General features: G+C 38.5%; 19 protein-coding genes, 1 riboswitch and 1 other annotated feature. Of the genes, 9 read left to right on the forward strand and 10 right to left on the reverse strand.

Translation table 11 applies throughout. The features are described from left to right. Positions 1–15 precede the first annotated feature (15 nt). A riboswitch (cyclic di-GMP riboswitch) is annotated at positions 16–118 on the forward strand. A 133-nt stretch (positions 119–251) separates the two neighbouring features. The 3 genes from V7122_RS05515 (at position 252) to V7122_RS05525 (ending at position 3,136) form a co-directional block, all read left to right on the forward strand. Beyond that, positions 252–506, forward strand: a complete 255-nt coding sequence (locus V7122_RS05515; protein ID WP_335354624.1) for a hypothetical protein — start codon at positions 252–254, stop codon at positions 504–506. Positions 507–703: 197 nt separating this feature from the next. Continuing rightward, the gene (locus tag V7122_RS05520; protein ID WP_335354623.1) at positions 704–1,375 is read left to right on the forward strand and encodes an EAL domain-containing protein; all 672 of its coding nucleotides are present in this window, start codon (positions 704–706) and stop codon (positions 1,373–1,375) included. A 69-nt stretch (positions 1,376–1,444) separates the two neighbouring features. Beyond that, positions 1,445–3,136 (forward strand): methyl-accepting chemotaxis protein, encoded by a 1,692-nt coding sequence (locus V7122_RS05525; protein WP_335354622.1) that lies wholly within the window; start codon positions 1,445–1,447, stop codon positions 3,134–3,136. Between the two features lie 88 nt (positions 3,137–3,224). Here the strand turns inward: V7122_RS05525 and tyrS are convergent, their stop codons facing one another. Next, positions 3,225–4,481, reverse strand: a complete 1,257-nt coding sequence (tyrS, locus tag V7122_RS05530; protein ID WP_335526000.1) for a tyrosine--tRNA ligase — start codon at positions 4,479–4,481, stop codon at positions 3,225–3,227. A gap of 74 nt (positions 4,482–4,555) precedes the next feature. After that, positions 4,556–4,778: a binding site (T-box leader), on the reverse strand. Positions 4,779–4,936: 158 nt separating this feature from the next. On the opposite strand from tyrS, the gene V7122_RS05535 reads away from it, so the two are divergent. Further along, positions 4,937–7,792 (forward strand): transglycosylase domain-containing protein, encoded by a 2,856-nt coding sequence (locus tag V7122_RS05535; protein ID WP_335526001.1) that lies wholly within the window; start codon positions 4,937–4,939, stop codon positions 7,790–7,792. Between the two features lie 50 nt (positions 7,793–7,842). Here the strand turns inward: V7122_RS05535 and acsA are convergent, their stop codons facing one another. Beyond that, positions 7,843–9,561, reverse strand: coding sequence for an acetate--CoA ligase (acsA, locus tag V7122_RS05540; RefSeq protein WP_335526002.1), 1,719 nt, complete (start codon positions 9,559–9,561; stop codon positions 7,843–7,845). Positions 9,562–9,920: 359 nt separating this feature from the next. On the opposite strand from acsA, the gene V7122_RS05545 reads away from it, so the two are divergent. From V7122_RS05545 to V7122_RS05555, 3 genes are all read left to right on the forward strand, one after another. After that, positions 9,921–10,553 carry a GNAT family N-acetyltransferase gene (locus V7122_RS05545; RefSeq protein ID WP_335345995.1) on the forward strand — a complete coding sequence of 211 codons (633 nt, stop codon included), beginning with the start codon at positions 9,921–9,923 and terminating at the stop codon, positions 10,551–10,553. Between the two features lie 290 nt (positions 10,554–10,843). Beyond that, entirely contained in the window at positions 10,844–11,494 is a 651-nt protein-coding gene (locus V7122_RS05550) for an acetoin utilization AcuB family protein (protein ID WP_335526003.1), read from the forward strand. Continuing rightward, positions 11,491–12,660 (forward strand): acetoin utilization protein AcuC, encoded by a 1,170-nt coding sequence (locus V7122_RS05555; protein WP_335486607.1) that lies wholly within the window; start codon positions 11,491–11,493, stop codon positions 12,658–12,660. The genes V7122_RS05550 and V7122_RS05555 overlap by 4 nt, the downstream gene beginning before the upstream one ends. Before the next feature lie 107 nt (positions 12,661–12,767). On the opposite strand, the gene ccpA is transcribed toward V7122_RS05555, so the two are convergent. Both ccpA and V7122_RS05565 read right to left on the reverse strand, forming a co-directional pair. Further along, complete coding sequence (ccpA, locus tag V7122_RS05560) at positions 12,768–13,766, reverse strand: catabolite control protein A (protein ID WP_335345998.1); 999 nt, start codon at positions 13,764–13,766, stop codon at positions 12,768–12,770. Positions 13,767–13,986: 220 nt separating this feature from the next. Beyond that, entirely contained in the window at positions 13,987–15,060 is a 1,074-nt protein-coding gene (locus V7122_RS05565) for a bifunctional 3-deoxy-7-phosphoheptulonate synthase/chorismate mutase (protein WP_335486611.1), read from the reverse strand. A 324-nt stretch (positions 15,061–15,384) separates the two neighbouring features. Here V7122_RS05565 and V7122_RS05570 point away from each other — a divergent pair, with 324 nt between their 5' ends. Next, positions 15,385–17,550 (forward strand): cell division protein FtsA, encoded by a 2,166-nt coding sequence (locus tag V7122_RS05570; protein WP_335526004.1) that lies wholly within the window; start codon positions 15,385–15,387, stop codon positions 17,548–17,550. Positions 17,551–17,867: 317 nt separating this feature from the next. Here V7122_RS05570 and ytxJ read toward each other — a convergent pair whose 3' ends face one another. From ytxJ to V7122_RS05585, 3 genes are read right to left on the reverse strand one after another with little or no spacing between them, the layout of a single operon-like run. After that, positions 17,868–18,197 (reverse strand): bacillithiol system redox-active protein YtxJ, encoded by a 330-nt coding sequence (gene ytxJ / locus V7122_RS05575; protein WP_335526005.1) that lies wholly within the window; start codon positions 18,195–18,197, stop codon positions 17,868–17,870. Positions 18,198–18,213: 16 nt separating this feature from the next. After that, entirely contained in the window at positions 18,214–18,687 is a 474-nt protein-coding gene (locus V7122_RS05580) for a YtxH domain-containing protein (RefSeq protein ID WP_335346002.1), read from the reverse strand. Positions 18,688–18,700: 13 nt separating this feature from the next. Next, positions 18,701–19,183, reverse strand: a complete 483-nt coding sequence (locus tag V7122_RS05585; protein ID WP_335486620.1) for a DUF948 domain-containing protein — start codon at positions 19,181–19,183, stop codon at positions 18,701–18,703. Between the two features lie 241 nt (positions 19,184–19,424). Here V7122_RS05585 and V7122_RS05590 point away from each other — a divergent pair, with 241 nt between their 5' ends. Then, positions 19,425–20,540, forward strand: a complete 1,116-nt coding sequence (locus tag V7122_RS05590; protein WP_335526006.1) for an aminopeptidase — start codon at positions 19,425–19,427, stop codon at positions 20,538–20,540. Between the two features lie 43 nt (positions 20,541–20,583). Here the strand turns inward: V7122_RS05590 and murC are convergent, their stop codons facing one another. The 3 genes from murC to V7122_RS05605 form a co-directional block, all read right to left on the reverse strand. Beyond that, complete coding sequence (gene murC, locus V7122_RS05595) at positions 20,584–21,879, reverse strand: UDP-N-acetylmuramate--L-alanine ligase (protein WP_335353781.1); 1,296 nt, start codon at positions 21,877–21,879, stop codon at positions 20,584–20,586. 282 nt (positions 21,880–22,161) lie between these two features. Further along, a complete protein-coding gene (locus tag V7122_RS05600) occupies positions 22,162–23,259 on the reverse strand; it encodes a nicotinate phosphoribosyltransferase (RefSeq protein ID WP_335343830.1) in 1,098 nt (365 codons plus the stop codon). A gap of 92 nt (positions 23,260–23,351) precedes the next feature. Then, entirely contained in the window at positions 23,352–24,926 is a 1,575-nt protein-coding gene (locus tag V7122_RS05605; RefSeq protein WP_438824769.1) for a DNA translocase FtsK, read from the reverse strand. Positions 24,927–25,143: the final 217 nt, after the last annotated feature.

Below are 25,143 nucleotides of genomic sequence, written 5' to 3' on the forward strand. Positions count from 1 at the left end.
TAAGTAAGAAGCCCTATATGTAAAAGGCAAACTATTTGAAAGAATAGGACGCAAAGCCCTTGGGTCTAAGGTTTAGGTAGTTGGAAATACCTATTGCTATGATTGCCAGGTTACCAAATTCTTGTTTATTTTCCATGAAATTTTTGGCTATTCTATTTGGAATAGCCTTTTTTATTTTCTATCAGAAAAAGCCTATTACTTAGTGTTTTATTGTTTAGGGCAGAAAAAAATTTAAAGTGAGGTGAGCTTTTATGAAGGTTGAAAATTTAATTGCTGATATCAATAAATATATGGAGCAATTAGACTTTGTCGCAGCGCGAAAACTTATTGAAGAAAATCTAAATGTATTAGATAAACATAGGATTTCACTGAAAAGCAATGCAAGAGATTTACTTAAATTCCTTATAGAAAGACATGATTCAGGGAATCAGCCTATCTCCAGACAAGACATGGCAACATTAATCGCTATCAATACATATGCAACTAATTTTGTATTAGAGGCTTAAAGCTAATTATTAAGGATAAAGCAGAATTGCTTTTGCGAACAGATATACTCGAATATTTAAACAAAGATGCAAAGGCTATATTAGATGGAATGGGTGTAATAAATACGGAATTACCTAAATAATAAGCTAATATTGTGTAGGAAGAAGGGTGTAAAATAGATTTTCGGTCCATTACAACAATAACGCAAGAAAAATTATTGTACAGTGAATATCAGCCGCTTATGAATTGCAGCAATGATACTATTTTTGCACATGAAGCTTTAATGAGAACTACACCACGAATGAATCCTCTAATTGTAATTGAAAAGGCCAGAAATAACGGGGTTTTATTTGAGTTAGACACGTATTGCATTAAGAATGCAGTCATGCAATACCCTAACTTTTATTTAAAATCTCATTTATTGTTTATAAATATTCTGCCCACAACAATCGTCCATCATGATTTCGAAAGTTTCATAAATAAATTGCTCCTTTTATTTCCTACTATTAGAGGACAGATCGTTTTTGAAATAAACGAGGAAGCTATCCAAAAAAATATTTGGGAACAACAAATTTTTATGAGCCGTCTATTGTTTTTAAAATCGAATGGCTTCCAAATTGCATTTGACGATTTACCGGTTACTAAAGACTCTTTTAAAATGATCGAAATTATTTCGCCTGATTTTGTAAAGCTGGATCATACGAAATCAAAAGGCTTATCCGTATCAACCGAAAAACAGGCACTTGTCTCTCTCTTTTTAGAATTCACAAACAAAGAAATAAAATTAGTGCTAGAAGGCATTGAAACAAAGAATGACCTGTTAGCCGCAAAACAATTGGGTGTACCTATACTTCAGGGCTACTATATATCAAAACCGAAACGGCTTTAGTAAATGACACTTTAGCCTTATGTAGTTATGTCTAAAAAAGATGAATATATTGAAAGTTGAGGAAAATAATTGAAGAATTTATTAAGCTTTAAAAGTATTAGAACGAAAATATTGTTTGGATTTTCAATAGTGATTTTTCTCGTGTTACTATTAGGAGGTTTTAGTTTTTATCAAATCAATACAACGAATAATGATACAGAATTTATAGTTGATCACGAGATCCAATTATTAATTGCAAACGAGCAAATGTCTAGTACTTTGGCAAATAGAATATCAACTGCACGAGGCTATGTCCTATATGGCGGTGACTACAAAGAACGCTTTAACGAATATACTGAGAAAGGGAAGCATTATGAGCAAATAGTTAGAAAGATTGGTGCATCTCAGGAGTTTGATGAACTTATTAAGCGTACTGTTGAATGGAGACAGTATGTGGCCAAAGAAGTATTTGAAGAGTACGAAAAAGGAAATATCGAAATCGCACGGCAAAACCTTGCAAAAACAGATACAACCGTTCGTGAACTTATGGCTGGATATGAAAAATTAGCCAGCGATAGCCAAGATTCAATTAATAGAAAAGGGACAGAAATTATAGCTAGTGGAGAAAAAACGGTCCTTTACATAACGATTGTCATTCTTTTGGCTGTAGTTGTTAGTATTGCAGTAGCACTAATAACCTCCAATGTGATTTCAGGCCCAATAAAAAAGGTAATGGAAAGAATGAATCTCATTGCTACCGGTGATATGAGCCACGAACCGTTAAAAAATAATTCTAAAGACGAAGTTGGCCAGCTAGTAGCTTCTACAAATGAAATGAATAATAATGTTCGCCAATTATTAAGTGAAATTAACCTAGTCTCTGAATCTATTGCAGGTCAGAGTGAAGAATTAACGCAATCTGCCAATGAGGTAAACGCTGGATCTCAACAAATTGCGACTACCATGCAGGAATTGGCAACTGGCACAGAATCACAAGCTGCCAATGCAAGCAATCTATCCTCCATCATGGGCTCCTTTTCATCCACAGTTCAAGAAGCGGATGCAAATGGCGATCTTATTCTACAGGCGTCTAATGAGGTATTGTTAATGACTGGTAAAGGAAGCCAGCTAATGGAGTCTTCCTTTAATCAAATGACAAAGATTGATCAAATTATGCAGGATGCAATGCAAAAAGTGTACGGCCTTGATACCAAGTCTCAAGAAATTTCTAAATTGGTTTCTGTCATAAAAGATATCGCCGACCAGACGAATTTATTAGCTTTAAATGCAGCTATTGAATCAGCAAGAGCTGGAGAACATGGCAAAGGTTTTGCAGTCGTAGCTAATGAAGTAAAAAAGCTTGCAGAACAGGTATCTTCATCTATTTCTGATATTACAAACATCGTAACAGGTATTCAGGATGAATCAAATATAGTAACTAAATCATTACAAACAGGATATGAAGAAGTTGTTCAAGGGACTAGCCAAATTAAAACTACTAGTGAGACGTTCGAAGGCATTAGTGCGGCGATAAAAAACATGTCCAATAATATCCTCACTGTTACTGAAAATCTAGCTGCAATCACTGCGAATAGTGAAATCATGAGCGGATCAATTTCCGAAATCGCAGCCATTTCTGAAGAGTCAGCTGCAGGTGTAGAACAAACCTCTGCCTCCTCCCAGCAAATCAGCAGTTCAATGGATGAAGTTGCCAGTAGTTCAGAAGAACTTGCAAAACAGGCTGAAAAGCTAAACGGCTTAGTTATGAAATTTAAGTTATAAAATATACGGAATTTAATAAGCCCTAGAAATTATGCTTTTGTAATTTCTAGGGCTTTTATTAAATCTTTATTGCTGATGACTTAATGAATTAGTATTTAATTAAGAAATATTTCTTCTTCCCGCGGCGAATGATGGTAAATTCATTCTCGATGCGATCATTTACCGTAAGGACATAGTCTGTTTCTGTTACTCTTTCACCATTAATCGAAACGGCTCCATTTGCCACATCTTCCCTAGCTTGACGTTTAGATGGCGAGATTTTTGCATCCACTAGTAAATCAACAAGGCCAATTTCCTCACCAGAAGTATGCTCGTACGATGGGACATCCTTAAATCCTTGTTTAATTTCTGACCCGGAAAGATTGCTAACTTCACCGCTAAATAATGCCTCTGAAATTTTTATTGCCTGATTTAATGCTTCCTCCCCATGTATGAGACGAGTCATTTCCTCGGCTAAAGCTTTTTGAGCTTTACGAAGATGTGCTTCTTCTTGAACAGATTGTTCTAGTGCTTCAATTTCTTCTTTAGAAAGGAAAGTAAAGTATTTCAAGTATTTAACAACATCAGCATCAGCAGCATTAATCCAGAATTGATAGAACTCATATGGTGAGGTTTTTTCCGGATCTAGCCACACAGCGCCACTTTCCGTTTTACCAAATTTTGTTCCATCAGCCTTAGTCACAAGTGGAATCGTTAAGCCATATGCTTTCGAGCCTTCCCCTGTCATTTTTCTAATGAGTTCAAGACCTGTCGTAATATTGCCCCATTGGTCGCTTCCGCCAATTTGCAGCTTACATTGGTAATTTTCATATAAATGTTTAAAATCCATTCCTTGAAGGATTGTGTAGGTAAACTCTGTAAAAGATATCCCTGTTTCTAAGCGTGACGCAATCGTATCCTTTGCCAGCATATAATTGATACCTACGTGCTTCCCATAGTCTCTTAGGAAGGTGATAATATTCATCGGTGCAGTCCAATCATAGTTATTTACCATGATCGCTCCGTTTTCTCCTTCGAAATCAAAAATCATTTTTAATTGTTTTGTCAGACAATCTACGTTATGCTGCACAGTTTCAACTGTTTGCAGTGTTCTTTCTTCAGTCATTTTTGGATCACCAATTAAGCCAGTTGCTCCGCCGACAAGTACAATCGGACGATGTCCATGATTTTGAAATCTCCTCAATGTAAGAAATGGCAGCAAATGCCCAATATGCATACTGTCACCTGTTGGATCCATCCCGCAATATAAAGAGATTTTCTCCTTATTTAAGGTGTCCTTCATTCCTTCTTCATCTGTTTGTTGGTAAATAATCCCTCTCCACTTTAAATCTTCTAGTAAGCTCATTGTTTGCTTCCTCCTTTTTGGTTACCCCTTCATATCGTCCATTACCAAAAAAACAAAAAACGCCCCTGCATAATTGCAGGGACGCATTAATTTTGCGCGGTACCACCCAAATTGAGGACAATTGTCCTCCACTCATTTCTGATAACGGATCTTCCGTTCACTGCTATAACTGATAGCTCAGGTTGACAGTGAATGCTCAGGGAGGTAATTCATCCTTCTATGTGTACCGGCTCACAGCAGCCGCCGGCTTTCTGAAACAGAGATAGAAGTACTACTTATTCCCATCAAAGCATATATAAATTTTTTTAATAATAAAGCATTTTTATCATATGAGATAATAAATGTCAAATACTCAGATGAAAGAAAAAAGGGAAATTTAGAAAAATAGCGAACCGATAACTAATGGATTGCCTGTTTATGCTATAATGTATGTGATTTTAGGGGGAATGATGCGAATGAAGGAAAATCAAAATAACAAAGATAAATGGAAGTCGTGGGTAGCCCTGCTAACCAATAAAAAAGCAGCAAAAGGTGCTAGTATCTCCTTTCAAGTTGCTTGGAATCTTATTTTATTATTTATTATTATTATTGTCTTGGTTGGCTCCTTTGCCGGTGGGGTTGGAGCAGGGTATTTTGCTTCACTCGTTAAGAATGAGAAAATTCGTCCTTATGAAAAGATGAAAAAGGATATTTATAACTATGAAGAGACATCCGATTTATATTTTGCAGAAAATGTTTACCTCGGAAAGCTTCGAACAGATTTAGACAGGGAAGAAGTAAAGCTTGAGAATGTATCCCAATATTTAATAGATGCCGTGATTGCAACAGAGGATGAATATTTTTATGAGCATGATGGAGTTGTTCCTAAGGCAATTATGCGTGCTCTGTTTCAAGAAGTAACGAATTCGTCTGTTCAAACGGGCGGAAGTACACTCACACAGCAATTAATAAAAAATCAGCTGTTAACAAATGAAGTTTCTTTTGAAAGGAAAGCGAAAGAAATTTTGCTTGCCCTGCGCTTAGAAAAGTTTTTCGATAAGAAAGAAATTTTGGAAGCTTATTTAAATGTCTCCACCTTTGGCAGAAATTCATCTGGCAGAAACATCGCCGGTGTTCAAGCAGCTGCTAAAGGAATATTTGGAGTAAATGCAAAGGAATTAAATATACCCCAGGCCGCTTTCATTGCTGGGCTTCCTCAAAGCCCCTTTGGCTATACCCCCTATACACAAGGCGGGGAATTGAAGAAGCCTGAGGGCATTGAACCAGGTCTTACAAGGATGAAAACAGTATTAAACAGAATGTTTGATGACGGAAGGCTCACACAGAAGCAATATGAAGAAGCATTAGCCTATGATATTATGAAGGATTTTATCCCTCGTGTTGAAAGTACCGTTGAAAAGTACCCATATTTAACATTTGAGATAGAAAAACGGGCAAAGGATATTTTGGCTGGCATCCTTGCCAAAGAAGATGGCTATACGGATGAAGATTTGAAGAATGATAAAGAGCTGGAAAATGAATATAAAATTTTGGCAGATCGTAATCTTCGTCAAAACGGTTACCAAATTCATACAACTATTCATAAGGGAATTTATGATGCAATGCAAGTGGCAAAAGATAATTTTGCCCTATACGGAAGTGATAAGATTGAAATAGTTGAAGACCCTGAAACGAAGGAAAAGAAAGAAGTAGTAGAGCCTGTTCAGGTAGGTGCAATTCTCATCGAAAACAGCACTGGAAAAATCCTATCCTTTGTTGGTGGAAGAGATTATAGTATTGCACAGGTAAACCATGCGACATATACTACTAGATCGAACGGATCTACAATGAAGCCGTTAGTTGTTTACGCACCAGCTTTAGAGTTGGGAGCAGTTTCACCAGGTTCTGTCATTCCCGATGTCGAGGTTTTTCTTGACCCGCATCGACCAAACGTACCTTACCCGAATAACTATGATAAAACATACAGTGGTCTAGTCTCTGCGCGCTATGCTCTAGCAATGTCTTATAATGTCCCTGCGATGCTGACTTATCGAACGATTATTGATAAGCGCCCGGCTCAATATTTAGAAAAAATGGGCTTTACTTCACTAATCGAAAGTGACTATTCAACAAATTCACTAGCTCTAGGCGGAATTACGAATGGAGTAACAGTTGAAGAGAATGTAAATGCCTTTGGCACTTTTGCAAATAGCGGAAACTTTGTGGATGCTTACATGATTGAAAAAATCGTAGATAAGTCTGGTAAACCTATTTATCAGCATGAAGCGGAACCAGTTGAAGTATTCAGCCCGCAAACTGCTTATTTGACCATTGATATGATGAGAGATGTAATCAATCAAGGGACAGCAACTTCATTAAAAGGCCGGTTAAAGTTTAGTTCAGACTGGGCTGGTAAAACCGGTACAGGTCAGGATTTAAAGGATTCCTGGTTTGTGGCTGTTAATCCAAAAGTTAGCTTTGGAGTCTGGAATGGATATGACACTCCAAAATCATTAGAGCTTAGATATAAAGGAGTCCATCACGGTCCCCGTAACGTATATTTATGGGCGGACCTTATGAATGCTGCCTTTGACGCAGCTCCTGATCTGGTGGCAACAAATCAGCAATTCCAAATGCCTGGTGGAATTGTCCGCAGATCCTATTGCGCAGCATCTGGTCTTCTCCCTTCTGATGCTTGTTCTAAAGCAGGTCTCGTTGCGACAGACTGGTATAATGCGAAGTTCCTTCCTACACAGACTGATAATAACTTTGCAGATGGAAAGTATGTCCTTATCGGAACTAATAGATACGAAGCCTTAGACAGCACACCAGATGAATTTATCCATTCAGGCGTAGCGATTAGTCCTAAGTTTTTCGAGGATAAGTATGGTATTTCAATAAAGGATGCATCACAGTTAATTCCGAATAAAGATAGATGGAAAGGCCTTATAGCAGCTGATTCTAAATTAGAGGAAAATGGAAAGGCTCCAGATGCCCCAGCTATTAGCCGATCAAACTCGACCATTGTTTGGGGTGCGCATGCCGAAAATGATGTAATTGGCTATCGTGTTTATCAAAAATCAGATGAAAGCGTGAAAAAGGTGAGCAGCATCTCCGCTAGTAATACTCTTTCATTCCAAGCACCTAATGGAGAGTTCTATGTAACAGCTGTTGATATTGCAGGGAAAGAATCTGCTCCATCCAATATCATTCAAATTGGGCAGCCTGGTGAAACAGCACCTAAAGAAGAAAAACCAAAGGATCCTCCTGGTGATAATGATGACGATGGAAATGGAGATGATCCAGAAACACCGCCAACAGAGGAAGTATAGATTTTCACAGAAAAGAACCGTGCAAATGGCACGGTTCTTCTTTTTGTTTATTAATCTTCCATTGTGGAAAGATCACCGGTTGGCAGGTTTAGTTCCCAAGCCTTTAAGACACGGCGCATAATTTTTCCGCTTCTTGTTTTTGGAAGTTTATCACGGAATTCTATTTCGCGTGGAGCAGCATGAGCTGCAAGTCCTTTTTTCACAAATTGACGAATATCTTCAACTAGTTCATCAGATGCCTCATAGCCATCCAGCAGCGCAATGAAGGCTTTAATAATTTCACCGCGGACAGGGTCCGGCTTACCAATTACACCTGCTTCTGCTACAGCAGGATGCTCAAGGAGCTTGCTCTCCACTTCAAATGGACCGACTCTTTCACCAGATGTCATAATCACATCATCCACACGTCCTTGGAACCATAAGTAGCCATCTTCATCCATATATGCTGAATCACCTGAAACATACCAGTCTCCAGGCATGAAATAGGATTCATATTTCTCTTTATTATTCCAAATCGCATGCATCATAGCTGGCCAGCCTTTTTTAATGGCCAGGTTGCCCATGCGATATGGAGGCAGTTCATTTCCTTGGTCATCAACAATGGCAGCCACAACACCTGGTATAGGCTTGCCCATCGATCCAGGTTTAATCTCCATGCAAGGATAGTTGCAGATTAATAATGCTCCTGTTTCAGTCATCCACCAAGTATCATGGACTCTTAAATGGAATACCTTCATTCCCCACTTTATTACTTCAGGGTTTAAAGGCTCTCCAACACTCACAATATGGCGCAGGCTGCTTAAATCAAATTTCTTAACAATCTCATCTCCAGCTCCCATTAGCATCCTAAATGCTGTAGGTGCACTGTACCAGATTGATACGCCATACTCTTCAATCATTTTATACCAGGATTCCGGATTAAATCTTCCGCCTACTATTAAATTTGACGTTCCGGTTAACCACGGCCCAAACATCCCGTAGGAGGTTCCAGTAACCCAGCCCGGATCTGCCGTACACCAGAAGACATCTTCTTCCTGCATGTCAAGAACCCATCTTGCTGTATGATATTGCTGAATCATAGCATTGTGAACATGTAATACCCCTTTTGGTTTACCAGTAGACCCGGAAGTATAATGCAGGATCAACCCATCTGTTCGTTCTACCCATTCAATAGAAAGCTTGTTGCTCGCTTCCGCTAATCTTTTATTAAAATCAATATAAGGCCCTTCCTCTTCAATTCCTTCTCCTACTAGAAAAATAGTTTTTAGAGCAGGAAGCTCATCGGCAGGGACACGCTTCAGTAATTCAGGTGTCGTAATAAGAACCTTAGCTTCACTGTCCTCTAAACGGTCACGAACCGCCCCTTCCATAAATGCTTCAAAAAGCGGACCGACAATTGCACCAAGTTTAATCGTACCCAATGCAGCAAAATAAAGCTCAGGTGAACGCGGCATAAAAATAAACACGCGATCTCCTTTTTCAACATCTCCGTATGTTTTTAAAACATTACCTGCTTTATTAGAAAGCTCCTTCATTTCCTTAAATGTATATTTTTCATTTCTTAAGCCTTCACGGAAATACAGAGCTATTTTATTTTTTCGGATGGATTCTGCATGGCGGTCAATAGCCTCATAAGCCATATTGACTCGACCTGTATCATACCAGGAGAATACCTTCTCCCCATCTGCCCAATCGAATTGTTTGTATGTTTCTTCATAATTCTTTAAATTATAATTTCCTTGAGTTGCTTGTAAGGCTTCCACTTTCATATATCAATATCCCCCTCTGATCATTCCAGCTTGGCTCCCAAAGCATCCGCTTTGTAAATGAGAGAGCTGATGCTGTTTTAAGTTTGTTATTATTATAGTATAGGTTTTATCTTTTCTCAATTTTAAAAATATTCAATAGGATAATTTTCATAACCATTTAACTATCAGAAAACAAAAATGAGTAAAATTTACTACTAATGACAAATAGATATAATATATACTTAGTAGCTTTCTTCATCGTGAATAAAACTGTCACAAATTGTTTTCGAATAATACAGAAAATAAAATCAAGTCACTTAAAAAGAATGATTTTTATGTATAATAGAATTAATAATGATTTGTCTTAGGCGGTGAAACAAATGGAACATCGAAAAACATATAATGCTAAAGAATTAAAAACTCCGCAAGGAAATTTAATTATTGAAGGGCCTATTTCTCCTGAAAAATTAGCAGACTTAGAGTTTCATAAGGACTTAGTAGCTTTTCGTCCACCTGAGCAGCAAAAAAAGGCTCTAATCGAAATAGCCGGGCTGCCAGAAGGGAGAATTATTATTGCCAGGTACAGAGATACAATTGTCGGATATGTTACATACGTATACCCTGATCCGCTCGAACGATGGTCAGAAGGAAAAATGGAAAATTTAATTGAGCTTGGGGCCATTGAAGTAATTCCTAAATTTAGAGGTACCGGTACGGGTAAAAGCCTTTTAAAGGTGTCAATGATGGATGATGCAATGGAAGATTATATTATTATTACAACAGAATATTATTGGCACTGGGATTTAAAAGGCACAGGATTAAATGTATGGGAATATCGAAAGGTCATGGAGAAAATGATGAATGCAGGCGGACTGGAATGGTATGCAACAGATGATCCAGAAATCAGTTCTCATCCAGCTAACTGTTTAATGGCGAAGATCGGTAAAAGGGTCGACCTTGACTCTGTACAGAAATTTGACCGCCTCCGATTTATGAATCGTTTTATGTATTGATAGAAAAGCGCAAGCGCCTTAAAAGATGAACATCGACTAAAAACCGCCACGTCCTGTGGCGAACGTCGATGTCAGCACATCCTGTGCAAGTCCGACAAGCATAAGCCAAGTCACTCGGAAAGGCGTTCTTTCCTTTTTGAGTGACTTGGCTTATGACCTCGAGGTCGACAAAAACGCGACNNCGATGTGTCGCTGACGAAGCTTACCTTGTCCTGTCGCATTGTCGACACTAGTACGTCCTGTACGCCGGGGGGAGGCGCTGGAGCTGGACAAAATAGGGGGATATAGAAATGATTGTCGAAGAAATCATGTGGACAGAAGTTGTGGCATTATCGAAAGATGATAGCATCGCAAAAGCCATTAAACTAATGAATGAGAAGAAAATTCGCCACCTGCCAATTATTGATGAAAATCAGCGCTTAATTGGATTAGTAACAGACCGAGACATACGTGATGCCACTCCTTCCATCCTTTTTGAAACAGAAAAATTTAAAGAGCTTTTACAAAATCCTTTGAAAATGATTATGAAAACAGATATTATCACTGGACATCCCCTCGATTTTGTAGAGGAAGTATCTGCGATTCTTTACGAGCACCGCATTGGCTGTCTGCCAATATTAAAGGATGATAAGCTTGTTGGTATTGTCACAGAGACTGATTTACTAAGGACATTAGTTGAATTAACAGGTGCCCATCAGCTAGGCTCACAAATAGAAGTAAAAGTACCAAATAAAGCTGGAATGCTCTACGAAATAACAACGGTCATTCGAAACCGTAAAGCAAATATTCAAAGTGTGTTAGTTTATCCCGATAAGAGGGATGAAAAATATAAAATAATCGTTTTAAGAGTCCAAATAATGAACCCACTTTCCATCATTAAAGATTTACAAGATGCTGGTCATCAAGTATTGTGGCCTAATGATCCGGAGCAATCATCATGATTCAAGATTCTGTTTTTGTATTTTCAGAGGATTTGCTGAACTATAAATTCAGTGAGAACCATCCTTTTAATCAATTAAGGATTAAACTTACACTCGATTTACTAATGCATTTAAATTCTATTGAGAAACATCAGATCATTGCGCCAAGAAGAGCATCAGATGACGAATTGGAGCTAATACATGACCCCAATTATGTGAATGCGGTCAAACTGGCAGGGAGCGGCCAGCTTTCACAAGAAATAGCTGAGAATTATGGGCTTGGCACAGAAGACACTCCCGTATTCCCTAAAATGCATGAAGCAAGCTCGCTCCTAGTTGGAGGAACTTTAACAGCTGTTGATCATGTCATGAGCGGCCGTTCTAAGCATGCACTTCACCTTGGGGGAGGCCTCCACCATGGCTTTAGGGGAAAAGCTTCAGGCTTTTGTATTTATAATGATAGCTCAGTCGCTATTAAATACATTCAGGAAAAATATAAAGCCCGAGTTCTATATGTCGATACAGATGCCCATCATGGTGACGGTGTGCAATGGTCATTTTATGATGATCCTAGCGTATGTACACTTTCTATTCATGAAACTGGCCGATACCTATTTCCAGGAACAGGAAATGTTAATGAACGTGGTCAAGGTAAGGGATATGGGTATTCTTTTAACATACCTGTTGATGCATTTACGGAGGATGATTCCTGGCTAGACATATACCGTACTTCTTTAAAAGAAATTGCAGCGTATTTTAAACCGGATGTGATCCTAACACAAAACGGTGCTGATTCGCATTATTTAGATCCACTGACACATCTTTCATCAACCATTAATATTTATCGCGAAATTCCGAAGCTAGCTCATGAAATAGCCCATGAATACTGTGATGGCAGATGGATTGCAGTAGGTGGAGGTGGGTACGATATATGGCGGGTAGTCCCTCGTGCATGGGCTTTAATTTGGTTGGAAATGACGAACAAGCAAATTGGTACCGGAGACTTGCCATCGGAGTGGGTGAATAAGTGGAAGGATGCTTCACCCGTTCCGATTCCAATACATTGGGATGACCCCGGCGACATGTACAAGCCAATTCCAAGAAAAATGGAAATTACAGAAAAAAATAAACAGACACTTGATAAGGCCTTATATCCGATACGAAACCAAAGTAAAAAGACAAGTTAAAAAAGCATTTAATCGCAAAAGGACCCAACAGGGTCCTTTTATTTTGTAACAAGCTCATCTTTACTGTATACCGGATCGGAAATAACCATTTCCACTCGGCTATTTTATTATTTTGTTGAGCTTCGTTCTTCGATGCGGTGAGGGAGTACGATGATATGATCTGTTACTTCTTCCTTGTTCATATATTTCGTTAAGAGTCTCATCGCAACTGCGCCAATATCATAGAGCGGCTGTACGATTGTCGTTAGCTGCGGGCGAACCATTAACGACAATTTCGTGTTATCTGAGCTGATTACTTCAAAATCCTCCGGAACATTGAAACCTCGATCCTCAGCGCCATGAACAAGGCCAAGCGCCATTTCATCTGAAGAAGAAAAAATCGCGGTTGGTTTTGTTTCAGCCTCAAGTAGCTTTTCAAATGCTTCAATTCCTGAATCATATGTGTAATCACCTTCTGCCACTAATTCCTCCTTAAATGGCAGACCTTTTTCAGCCAAGGCACGTTTGTAGCCTTCAAGCTTTTTCACACTATTAATAGGATCATGGGATGGTCCTATGACAATAGCCACATCTTTATGGCCTCTATTTATAAAATTAATAATTACATCATATGTTGCCTGCTCATAATCAATATTAACGGAAGGAATTCTTTCTGTTTCTTCTATTGAACCCGCTAACACAATTGGCACAGGTGACTTCTCAAATTCCTGTACTAGCTCCTCAGTTATATTTCCACCCATAAATACAATTCCATCTACTTGCTTTCCAAGCATTGTATTAATTAAATGAAGTTCCTTATCTAAATTTTGATCTGAATTACTTAAAATAATATTATATTTATACATTGTGGCGATATCTTCAATTCCCCTAGCCAGCTCGGCAAAAAAGATATTTGAAATATCTGGAATAATTACCCCAACCGTTGTTGTTTTTTTACTAGCTAGTCCGCGAGCAACAGCGTTTGGGCGATATCCTAGCCTTTCAATGACTTCTGATACTTTTTTTCTTGTTGCGGGCTTTACGTTAGGATTTCCGTTTACTACCCGGGAAACCGTTGCCATGGAAACGTTGGCCTCTCTTGCAACATCATAAATGGTTACATTCATCTATATCACTCCTTAAATAATTGGCAAAGTTACTTATTTATTACTAGTTTACAACAAGCAATCATTACCTAGTCACCACGATGTTTGTGAGTGGCTACACAATCTATATTTATGTAACTAATCATACGACAGACTTCGGAATGCCGCAATGTCAAGCGTATAAATTTTACAATTTAAAATAAAAAAGCCTTCTGACAATTAGCAGAAGGCTTCTCACGTATTATACTCTTGCAAAAGCAGAAGATTTCAGTTCTTTCATAAATTCATCAAACTGCTTTAAATCCATTTGCTGAGCGTTATCAGATAAAGCTACAGCTGGATCTGGGTGAACTTCGGCCATAATTCCATCAGCTCCGATGGCTAATGCTGCTTTTGCTGCTGGAAGAAGTAAATCACGTCTTCCTGTTGAATGTGTTACATCAACTAAGACAGGCAAGTGCGTTTCCTGTTTTAAAATCGGTACAGCAGAAATATCAAGAGTATTGCGAGTAGCACGCTCATACGTGCGAATTCCGCGTTCGCAAAGAATGATTTGTCCATTGCCCTGAGCCATAATGTACTCTGCGGCATTAATGAATTCTTCAATCGTCGCCGCAATTCCGCGCTTTAGTAGCACTGGCTTATTGACAGCACCTGCAGCTTTTAAAAGCTCGAAATTCTGCATGTTTCGTGCACCGATTTGAATAACATCAATATAGTTAACAGCTGTTTCAATATCATTAGGGCTAACAATTTCACTAATAACAGCTAAATCGAATTCATCGGCAACTCTTTTTAAGATTTTAAGACCTTCCAGTCCAAGTCCTTGGAAATCATATGGGGATGTTCTCGGTTTATAGGCTCCACCGCGAAGCAGCTTAAGTCCCTTAGACTTAACAGCATCAGCAACTGTTGCAACCTGCTCATACGATTCAACTGCACAAGGGCCAAATACTAAATGCTGATTTCCATCACCAATCTTTACTCCTTTTAAATCAACAATCGTATTTTCAGGCTTTTTCTTTCTTGAAACAAGAAGTGCTTTACGATGATCATCCTCTTGTAGTTCTAATCCCGCCTTAAAAATCTCCTTGAACATATGTTCAATTGTTGAATTTTCAAAAGGGCCGTCATTATGCTCTTTTATTAAATTGAGCATATGGCGCTCACGGACAGGATCATAGCGGTGAACACCTTGTGTTTCTTTCGCCTTTCCAATTTCCTGAACCAACTTCGCTCTTTCGTTGATTAGTGAAAGAAGCTGTAGATTTAGTTCATCTACACGATCTCTCAACTGATTAAGTTCATTACTCATTTCCTGTCCCTTCCCTTCTCAAATTTAGTTTTTGAGTCCGATATGAATGAAAATTGGATGACTTATTCATTCTCATCCGAATTTTAATGCTGAATAAATAATATTTTCAAAAGGATTATTTTCTATTCCGCATTTGTTTCTGCTCATTCTTCTTTATCGCCTCGTAAATATGTGGTACATTTTTAATAATTAGAATTATTATATATGAAATCTTCTGACATGTCACTAATTATTTCTTTAATAATTAAACGCTTTTCTGTAATAAAGCGTTTTCTTTTATCATTCATTTTACTTTTTCTTATTAGTCAAAGAAGGTGTGTAAACTTGCTTGAACAAAAGAAGCTGTTTGCTTTAGATATAGGCACTCGTTCTGTGAATGGGATTATTTTAGATGAAACTGAGGGTAAATATCATGTTGTTGATATCCTTGTCAAAGAACATACGGAACGTGCCATGCATGATGGACAAATTCATGATGTATTAGCAGTCTCCAAAATTATTACCGAAATTAAGGAAGAACTGGAAATAAAACATGGTTCGCTAAAAAAGGTCTGTGTCGCTGCTGCTGGCCGTGCCTTAAAGACAGAACGTGCTAAAGTAAGCATTGATATTAACGGCAAGCCATTAATTCAAAAAGAAGATATCCTTCATTTAGAATTAAGTGCTGTCCAGCAGGCACAGGCAATAGTAGCAGAGAAATATCAATCAAACAAAACGTACTATTATTGTGTCGGTTATTCGGTTCTTTATTATCGATTGGATGGAGAAGAAATCGGCAGTTTAATAGACCAGCAGGGGGAAGAAGCCTCTGTCGAAATTATTGCTACCTTTTTGCCTAAGGTTGTTGTTGAATCCCTTCTATCAGCTCTTCATCGTGCTGGACTTGAAATGGAAGCTTTAACACTAGAGCCAATTGCGGCCATTAATGTTCTAATTCCCCCATCTATGCGCCGGTTAAATGTGGCTTTAGTGGATATTGGGGCAGGAACCTCTGATATTGCGATTACAGATCTTGGAACAATTATTGCATATGGAATGGTTCCGGTAGCTGGGGATGAGATTACAGAAGCGATCAGTGATCAGCTCCTTTTGGATTTTCCTTTAGCAGAAAAGGCAAAAAGAGAACTGCTTAGCCATGATTCGATTATGGTTACAGACATACTTGGATTTGAATCAGAGATCCAAAAGGATGAAATCGTTCAAAGGATTTCTCCTGCATTAGATAAGCTAGCAATGTCAATATGTGAGGAAATACTTGATTTAAACAACCAGCAGCCGCCAAAAGCAGTGATGCTTGTAGGTGGTGGGAGCCAAACACCTGAGTTGCCAAAACGGGTGGCGGAAAAATTGAATCTCCCCGAAAACAGGGTCGCAATCAGAGGTATTGATGCGATACAATCTTTGACTTTATCAGATCATATAACAAAGGGACCCGAGCTCGTTACGCCAATAGGAATTGCTATAGCTGCCCATAAATCCCCTGTTCAATACAAAACTGTTTATGTAAATGACCAGCCCGTACGATTATTTGAAGTAAAACAATTGACTGTTGGCGACTGTCTTCTTGCCGCTGGGATAAAGATGAACAAATTATATGGAAAACCAGGTTTGGCCATGATAGTGAATCTAAATGGACAAAATATCACAATTCCTGGCGGACATGGAGAAGCTCCATTAATTCTATGCAATGACAGCCCATGCTCATTAGAAAGCGTCATCCAAAATGGAGATCAGCTCATTGTTGAGAAAGGCAAGAACGGTCAAAAGGCAGAGGTGCTCATAAAGGATCTAATCGATGAAATTCCATCGAAACAAATCAAAATAAATGAGCAGCACTATATCATTACTGCTTCATTAAGCTGTAACGGGACTGCAGCTTCACCAGATAAGCTTGTAGAAGATCGTGATACGATCATATGCAAAATTCCTGAAACGGTAGAAGAGATGCTAGTTTCTCTTAATTTGCATGAACTGCTTGCTGAAATTAGGCCTTTCCGAGTTAATTTGAATGAAAAAGAAACCTTTATTCCTCCCCTTTCTGGGAAAATATACCGGAACGGAAAGGAAATTAAATCCTATCATAGTTTTGAACAAGGAGATCATATTGTTATTGAAAAAAAGGCGGCTATTTCTGTACGTGAATTTGCCCAGCTTAAACAAATCATGCTGTCACAAAACATCCCAGTCTCCTTTAATGACAAGAAGATTAACCTTAGAAAGCCTGTCTCCACAGTGAAGAGGCAAGGAGTTACATTACTGGAGGACGACTTAATCCAGGATGGGGACCATTTAATAATTGAACAAGGCAGAATCGAGCCATTTATTTTTCAGGATCTGTTTGGCCATGTGGATATTGATATACCAGCAGAATCTAATGGAAACTTTGTCTTGCTAGTTAATGGGGCACAGGCCAGATTTCATAGTACAATTGAACCCGGAGACGATTTAAAAATTGTTTGGCCCATTAAAACAACTGCTTTGAATAAATAAAAACATCCAAAACCGTAACGGGTTCGAATTTAAAGTATAAAATGACAATTAGTAATAAAAATGCTGAAGAAAACAGCTAATGATACTGAATACAAAAATGCGCAGAGAATATAATACTCTGCGCATTTTTTATTGGGCTTAGCACCCGTACTATCAGTGATGCGGACATTTTAAAGGACACAGAATCCTTTATTTGATAAAAAAGAGGAGAAAATGACGATTTTTCATCAAATAAAGGAACGTGTGTCCATAAACTTCCCAAATATGGGGTTATTTTCACAGATAGCGGAACCAGAGTCCGCTGAAAACGGATGTTTTTATTTATGTTCCTTTATTGCATTCGTTAATGAATCATAGGTAATTTTCCAATGAGAAGTATGCCAGGCCAATTCGCCATTATTAAATAGCAGTGCCTGAGGCGATTCGTGTTTAATATTATATTTCTCCGCAATGTGGTTAGATAAAGGGCGATCCTCTTGAACAACCAAATAATATATTTGCTGGTTCTCATGTTCACTAGCAAAGCTCTCATACTCTTCATACGCAGCCTGACTAATAGGACATGTAGAGCTATGCTTTAAGATCATTACTTGCTCTGAAGCTTGCATAACCTGTTCAAATTCTTCATTTCCATTAAACCTTTTCATATCACTTTCCCCCAAATTAATGATTATATTTATGCTCCGTTTCATCAAAAGCTTTTTTCGTTTCTTCTAGCTTTTTCTGTATTTCATCATTATTGGCGCCTTGTTTATTGCTAACTGCTGTCTTATTTTCTTCAGCGCCGCCAGTCAAATTTTCTATTGGCTTTATGCTTTTTACCTTATTCACCAATTCAATGGATTGTTTGGATACGGATTGTGCAAGGACATTTGATTTCTCCTTGGCGGCCCCAGCAAACTGGGTACCCTTAGACATAGCTGATTCACGTAATTGCCCTGTTTTTTCTTTTAAAACAACAGCCTGTTCATTAATATTATTTCTTAATTCCTTTCCAGATTTAGGTGCAAGGAAAAGTGCTGCAGCCGCACCAACCATTCCGCCAATTAGTGCGCCTATTAAGAAATCCTTTGTATTAATATTTTCCTCTGATTTTGATTGACCTTGTTCATTTTGGCTTCTCTCTTGACTACTCATACCCTTATCCCTCCTAAAAATTTCTTTCTCTAATCCATCTTTTCTGAGGCACAGGCTTGTCAGCTGAAACCTCATCGGATTGAGCTTGTTTTCTCATTTTCCATTTGTCCTTTAACTCCATGATAATCTGACTCCATTGAACAACTTGAGAAATTCTATCTTTATTTTCTTCTAGTTGATTATCGATAGAGCGCGAAATCTTCTGGATGGACCCATTGAAGCCTCGAACAGAATCCCCTACTTCCTTAACTGCATTTACAACACTGCCTAGACTTTCTGATTTATGCTGTATATCCTCTGCAAGCGCATTCGTTTTTTCGAGTAATGCCGTTGTTTCTCTTGTTACCCCTTCTAACTGCCCCTCCAATCCTATTAACGTTTTCGAAACACTATCTAGTGTAACTTGAAGAGACTTAAGTGTTTTTGATAGGTAAATGACAAGAACGAGAAAAGCAATGGCGATGACTGCTATACTTAAATATAAAATAATCTGCACTTTGATGACCTCCATTTGTCCTAGCTATTTATCTTTTTCCCCAGTTGCTATTAACATAAACCCCCTAATCTATAATGAATTCCATTTAATAGATCAATTTCCTGCTAGTATTCCATCATATCTATACATTGGTCATTTTAACATAATTGCCCAATGATAAAATATATTAATAAACAAAAAGTTCGAATTGGGATACAATATGATTGTTAATATGAATTTGTTTACATCGGAGGGATATAGGATGAAAGATCCTCGTATTGAAAAACTAGCAAAAAATTTAATTAACTATTCTATTCGTCTTCAAAAGGGAGAGAAAGTTCTAATTGAAAACTTTGGTTTACAAAGAGAGCTTGTAACCGCACTTGTTAAAGAAGCTTATGCTGCAGGCGGTTTTCCATTTGTTCTATTAAAAGATCATCAGGTTGATCGCTCTCTCCTTTTAGGAGCACAGGAAGATCATTTTAATCTAGTAGCTGATTTTGAAGCAAATGTTATGAGCCAAATGGATGCATACATCGGACTCCGTTCAGGAAATAACATCAATGAACATTCAGATGTTCCTGATGATAAAATGAAAATTCATGGAGCAACGATCGGGAAAAAGGTACATCGTGAAATTCGCGTGCCGAAAACAAAATGGGTTGTCTTGAGATATCCGACATCCTCTATGGCTCAATTAGCGAAAATGAGCACAGAAGGCTTTGAGGATTTCTATTTTAATGTTTGTAATCTCGATTATGGAAAAATGGACAAAGCCATGGATAATCTTGTTGAGTTAATGAATAAAACCGATAAAGTGAAAATTACTGGCCCTGGAACAGACCTGACCTTCTCAATCAAAGATATCCCAGCCATCAAATGCTCCGGTCAGATGAACATTCCTGATGGAGAAGTTTATACAGCTCCTGTCCGTGATTCTGTAAATGGTGTGATTACATATAATACTCCATCTCCGTTTAATGGATTTACCTTTGAGAATGTAAAACTAACATTCAAGGATGGAAAAATAGTAGAAGCAGAGGCAAACGACACTGACAGAATTAATAAAATTTTTGACACGGATGAAGGTGCCCGCTACATTGGAGAATTTGCCATTGGTGTAAATCCGTTTATTCTGCACCCAATGCAGGATATATTATTCGATGAAAAAATTGATGGAAGCTTCCATTTCACCCCTGGCCAATGCTATGACGAAGCATACAATGGAAATCAGTCCAATATCCATTGGGATATGGTCAATATTCAGCGACCTGATTACGGCGGCGGTGACATCTACTTCGATGACCGTTTAATTCGGAAAGATGGACGCTTCGTTACCCCTGAATTAGAAGCACTGAACCCTGAGAATTTAAAATGAGTATAAAAAAAGATGCGGTTTAAGAAGCCGCATCTTTTTACATTTATAATTGATTTTCGTAAGCTTCTTGAAACTTTTGAATATCTCCAGCACCCATAAAAATAAGTACGCTATTTTCATGTGTTTTTAAAATAGCTGTATTTTCTTCTATTAATAGGTTGGCACCAGGGATTTTTTCCTTCAAATCCTCAATTGATAATTTTCCGTGGTTTTCTCTTGCGGAACCAAAGATTTCACATAAATAAACCTTGTCAGCCAAATTCAGGCTTTCGGCAAAATCCTCTAGAAATGCCTGGGTTCTCGTAAAAGTATGCGGCTGAAAAACACAAATGATTTCACGATTAGGATACTTTTGACGCGCAGCATCAACAGTCGCTTTAATTTCTGTTGGATGATGGGCATAATCATCAATGATTATTTGTGAACCAATCTTTTTTTCTGTAAATCTTCTTTTAACCCCGCTAAAGGTTTTAAGGTAGTTTTGAACAATTTCAGAATCCATTTCCTCATAATGGCATAACGCAATAACTGCCAATGAATTTAAGATATTATGGTCTCCAAACGTCGGAATAGAGAAGGTTTCATAAAATGTATTTCTAACAAATACATCAAAGGTTGTTCCTTCTGTTGATTTGACAATATTCCGTGCTTGAAAATCATTTTCTTCACCAAATCCATAAAATAAGACAGGTACCTTTGCTTGAATTCGCTGCAATTGTTCGTCATCACCACATGCGAAAATCCCCTTATTCACTTGCCATGCCATTTCCTGGAATGCAGAAAATACATCCTCAATATTAGCAAAGTAATCAGGGTGATCAAAATCAATATTCGTCATGATGGCATAATCAGGGAAGTATGATAAGAAATGCCTTCTATATTCACAAGCTTCGAAAACAAAGTACTCAGCATTCTCATCCCCGTTTCCCGTTCCATCGCCAATAAGGAATGAAGTTGGTTTTGCACCTTTCATGACGTGTGCAAGCAAGCCTGTAGTAGAAGTTTTCCCATGAGCGCCTGTAACGGCAACACTTGTAAAATCCTTCATAAAATCACCAAGAAACCGGTGGTAACGTACAACAGGCAGTCCAAGATTCATTGCTTCTTCGATTTCTTCATGCGTATCCGGGAAGGCATTTCCAGCAATAATGGTCATTCCAGGTTTTATATTTTCCTTTTGAAAGGGAAGGATCTTTATTCCAGATTGCTCGAGGGCCAGTTGTGTAAAAAAGCGTTTTTCATAGTCTGAGCCTTGTACTTCAAAATTCATATCATGCAGCACTTGCGCCAAGGCACTCATTCCGGACCCCTTAATACCTACGAAATGGTAAATAGTCATATAAAGAACCTCCAACCATCGTATATCTGTAAAACAGTATATGACATTCATCTAGTTTTGCGCATATCCTAATTTAGGACATGTTTAGTCAAAAAATTTAAAATGTGTGATTAAACCTTCGCTTTTAAATCTCTTTTTACGTTATATTTCATCATATTCAAACATTATATCACTATTTATTTTCAAAAACTATGTAATGAAATCCCAGCCAGAAAACTGTAAATGTATTTCATTGATAAGCTCCATGTGCCATCAATGGTCATGGAGCTTTTCAACTCTTTTCTATTCAACCTTTTCTAGGCGCGGGTTTGGACGGTAGCGTCTTCCGGCCTTAGCCGCATGCTTTCCATTAATTAAAACATTATCACCTGTAAAGCCAATATTAATCTTTAATAAGCTGCTTCCTACCCCATACATGTCTACTGGAACACCTTGCTCTTCAAATTCCAGAATTCGGGACTCGTTAAAGCCGCCGCTAACGACAATTTTCACATGATCGAAACCTTCATCATCTAGTGCTTTTCTGAGCGCAAAAATTAATTCTGCATTCACCCCTCGCGGATCAAAGGTTCCTAATACATGCTGATTTCTCAAGAAATACTGATCAATCATCGTGCGGGAAGTATCAATTCGGACACCCTTCAGGTCTTTACCAAAGACTCTTGCTACCTTTAAGGAGTCTGTAATGGCGTCATTGTTATAATCGACTAGAGATACTAGCTCATCTTCCGGGAATGTTTCCTGGTATGCCTTTGTTGCAGCAACGAGATCTCCATTAAACATCTGAATAAGAGCATGGGGCATCGTGCCCATTCCTTGTTTGCCCCACCATTCATTCATGGCATGGGTTGCTTGAGCAGTAGATCCTCCAATATAAGCTGCATAGCCATCCCCAGCTTGTGTTGTATAGTGATCATCGCGGTCGCCCATGAAGATCACTGGCTTTTGAGTTCCTGATACACTTGCTGCCTTAACAACATTATACACGTGCGAAGCGACTGACGTTCGACGGGAGAGTATCCCATCAATCACTCCTTCTAAATATCCAAAGCTTTGATATTTCCCTGTAATCGTTAATACTGTTTCAAATGGCGCAATTTTGTCGCCATCCTTTAATGAATATATTTCGAGTTCGTCTGGATTATCAGCAAATGTTTTAAGAAGTGCTATAACTTCATCTGTTCCACACAAAACAGCATGTTCTTTTTGAAAAAATTGCATCGTTACAATAATATCTTTATGATATTTATTCACAATCTCTCTAGTCTTTAAAAAGTACACCGCAGAAAACCAGCCATCTCTAATCCGTTCATCAAATTTAAAAGTCTGGTTTGTTAAACGTTTTATTTCCCCTTTTACCTTAAGTTCTATTTCCTTCATCCGTAAGCTCCTCACATACTGTTCGTAATCCTTAGGTTGTAGATAATATTTATTATTATTATTTTTAACATGCAAGTAAAGAATACCATGGATTAATTTATTGTACTAGAGTCTAAAAGTGATTCAAGCTCTTCGGCTGTAATCAGAACCTCTCTCGGCTTACTTCCGCGTGTCTCCGAAATAAATCCCTGTTTCTCCATCATGTCGATTAGGCGTGCAGCACGATTATAGCCCACTTTGAATCTTCTTTGCAGACTGGAGGTCGATGCAGCACCTTGATCTATTACAAATTCACATGCTTCATAAAACAACTCGTCTTCTTCCTCAGTAATCTGTGCCTTTTTCAGCAGTTCTTCCTGTTCAAATAAATATTCCGGATCGCGTTCCCTTCTAACATGTGCAACGACATCATCAATTTCCTGATCAGAAACATACGTGCCTTGGAGACGAATAGGTTTAGATGACCCGTTTTCTAAGAAGAGCATATCTCCACGTCCAAGCAGCTTTTCAGCTCCGCTAATATCAATAATCGTTCGCGAGTCAATTTGCGAGGAAACAGAGAAAGCAACTCTCGTTGGAACATTTGCTTTTATTAGCCCAGTAATAACATCAACAGATGGTCTTTGTGTAGCAATAATTAAATGAATTCCACAGGCCCTTGCCTTCTGAGCAATCCGGCAGATCGCTTCCTCGACATCCGCAGGAGACATCATCATTAAATCAGCGAGCTCGTCAATAATAATCACCATGTATGGGAGCTTATCTGAATATCGCTTATGCTCTTCAGCGAGCTCATTAAAGCGGCTTATATCCCTTACACCTGTATGTGCAAATAGCTCATATCGGCGTTCCATTTCCTCCACTGCCCATTTTAATGCTGCAGTAGCCGCCTTGACATCCGTAATAACTGGGCTCACAAGATGTGGAATGCGATTATATGGAGCGAGCTCGACCATTTTCGGATCGATTAATATGAGCTTAAGCTCATCAGGTGTAGCTTTATACAAAAGACTGACTAGAATCGTATTAATGCAGACACTTTTTCCTGACCCGGTTGCCCCTGCAATTAGGCCATGCGGCATTTTACGCAAATCTGTGACAATGGGATTGCCCGCTATGTCCAGTCCGAGAACGGCTGTTAATGGAGAACTACTGTCCTGAAACACTGGACTATTAATAATTTCGCTTATAAATACAGGTCTGCTCTTCTTGTTTGGGACTTCAATTCCAATTGTATGCTTGCCCGGGATGGGTGCTTCAATCCGGATATCCCTTGCTGCAAGGCTTAACTTTATATCATCAGATAAATTTGTAATTTTGTTTACCTTTACACCTGGTTCAGGCTGCACTTCAAACCTAGTAACAGAAGGACCTTGGGTAACATTAACGACATGAGCGTGAACATTGAAGTTTTTTAAGGTTGAGTTTAACAGCCCCTCCTGTTCAATAAACCAATCTGAAGATTCCTCCTTATGAACTGGCGACAAAAGCAGGCTTTTGGCTGGGAATTGATAATAGGCAAGCTCCTCTTCTATTTCTGCAGCTGGTGCGGCCTCCTGAATGGCAGAGACGATTTCTTTCTCTGCATGAAGAACAACTTCCTCCGCCTTTGGAGCTGTATATGGCTTTATTTGATTAACGAGCTTTTGTTTATCATTCTTGAGCATAATAACATTGAATGGGATATGTTTTCTCGCTGTTGGTTGGACTTCTTTTTCCTCAGCCGCTGGTTGGTCCCCTTTTTCCTCAGGTGCTGGTGGCTCTGCCGTTTCCGCAGCTACTGGTGGCTCTTCTGTTTCATCAGGTGCAGGCTGTTCTTCCGTTTCATCAGGTGCTAGTTGCTCTTCCGTTTCCTCAGCTGCTGGCTGCTCTTCTGTTTCATCA

Source organism: Bacillus sp. JJ1532 (genome assembly GCF_036965085.1).
Taxonomy (GTDB): domain Bacteria; phylum Bacillota; class Bacilli; order Bacillales; family Cytobacillaceae; genus Cytobacillus.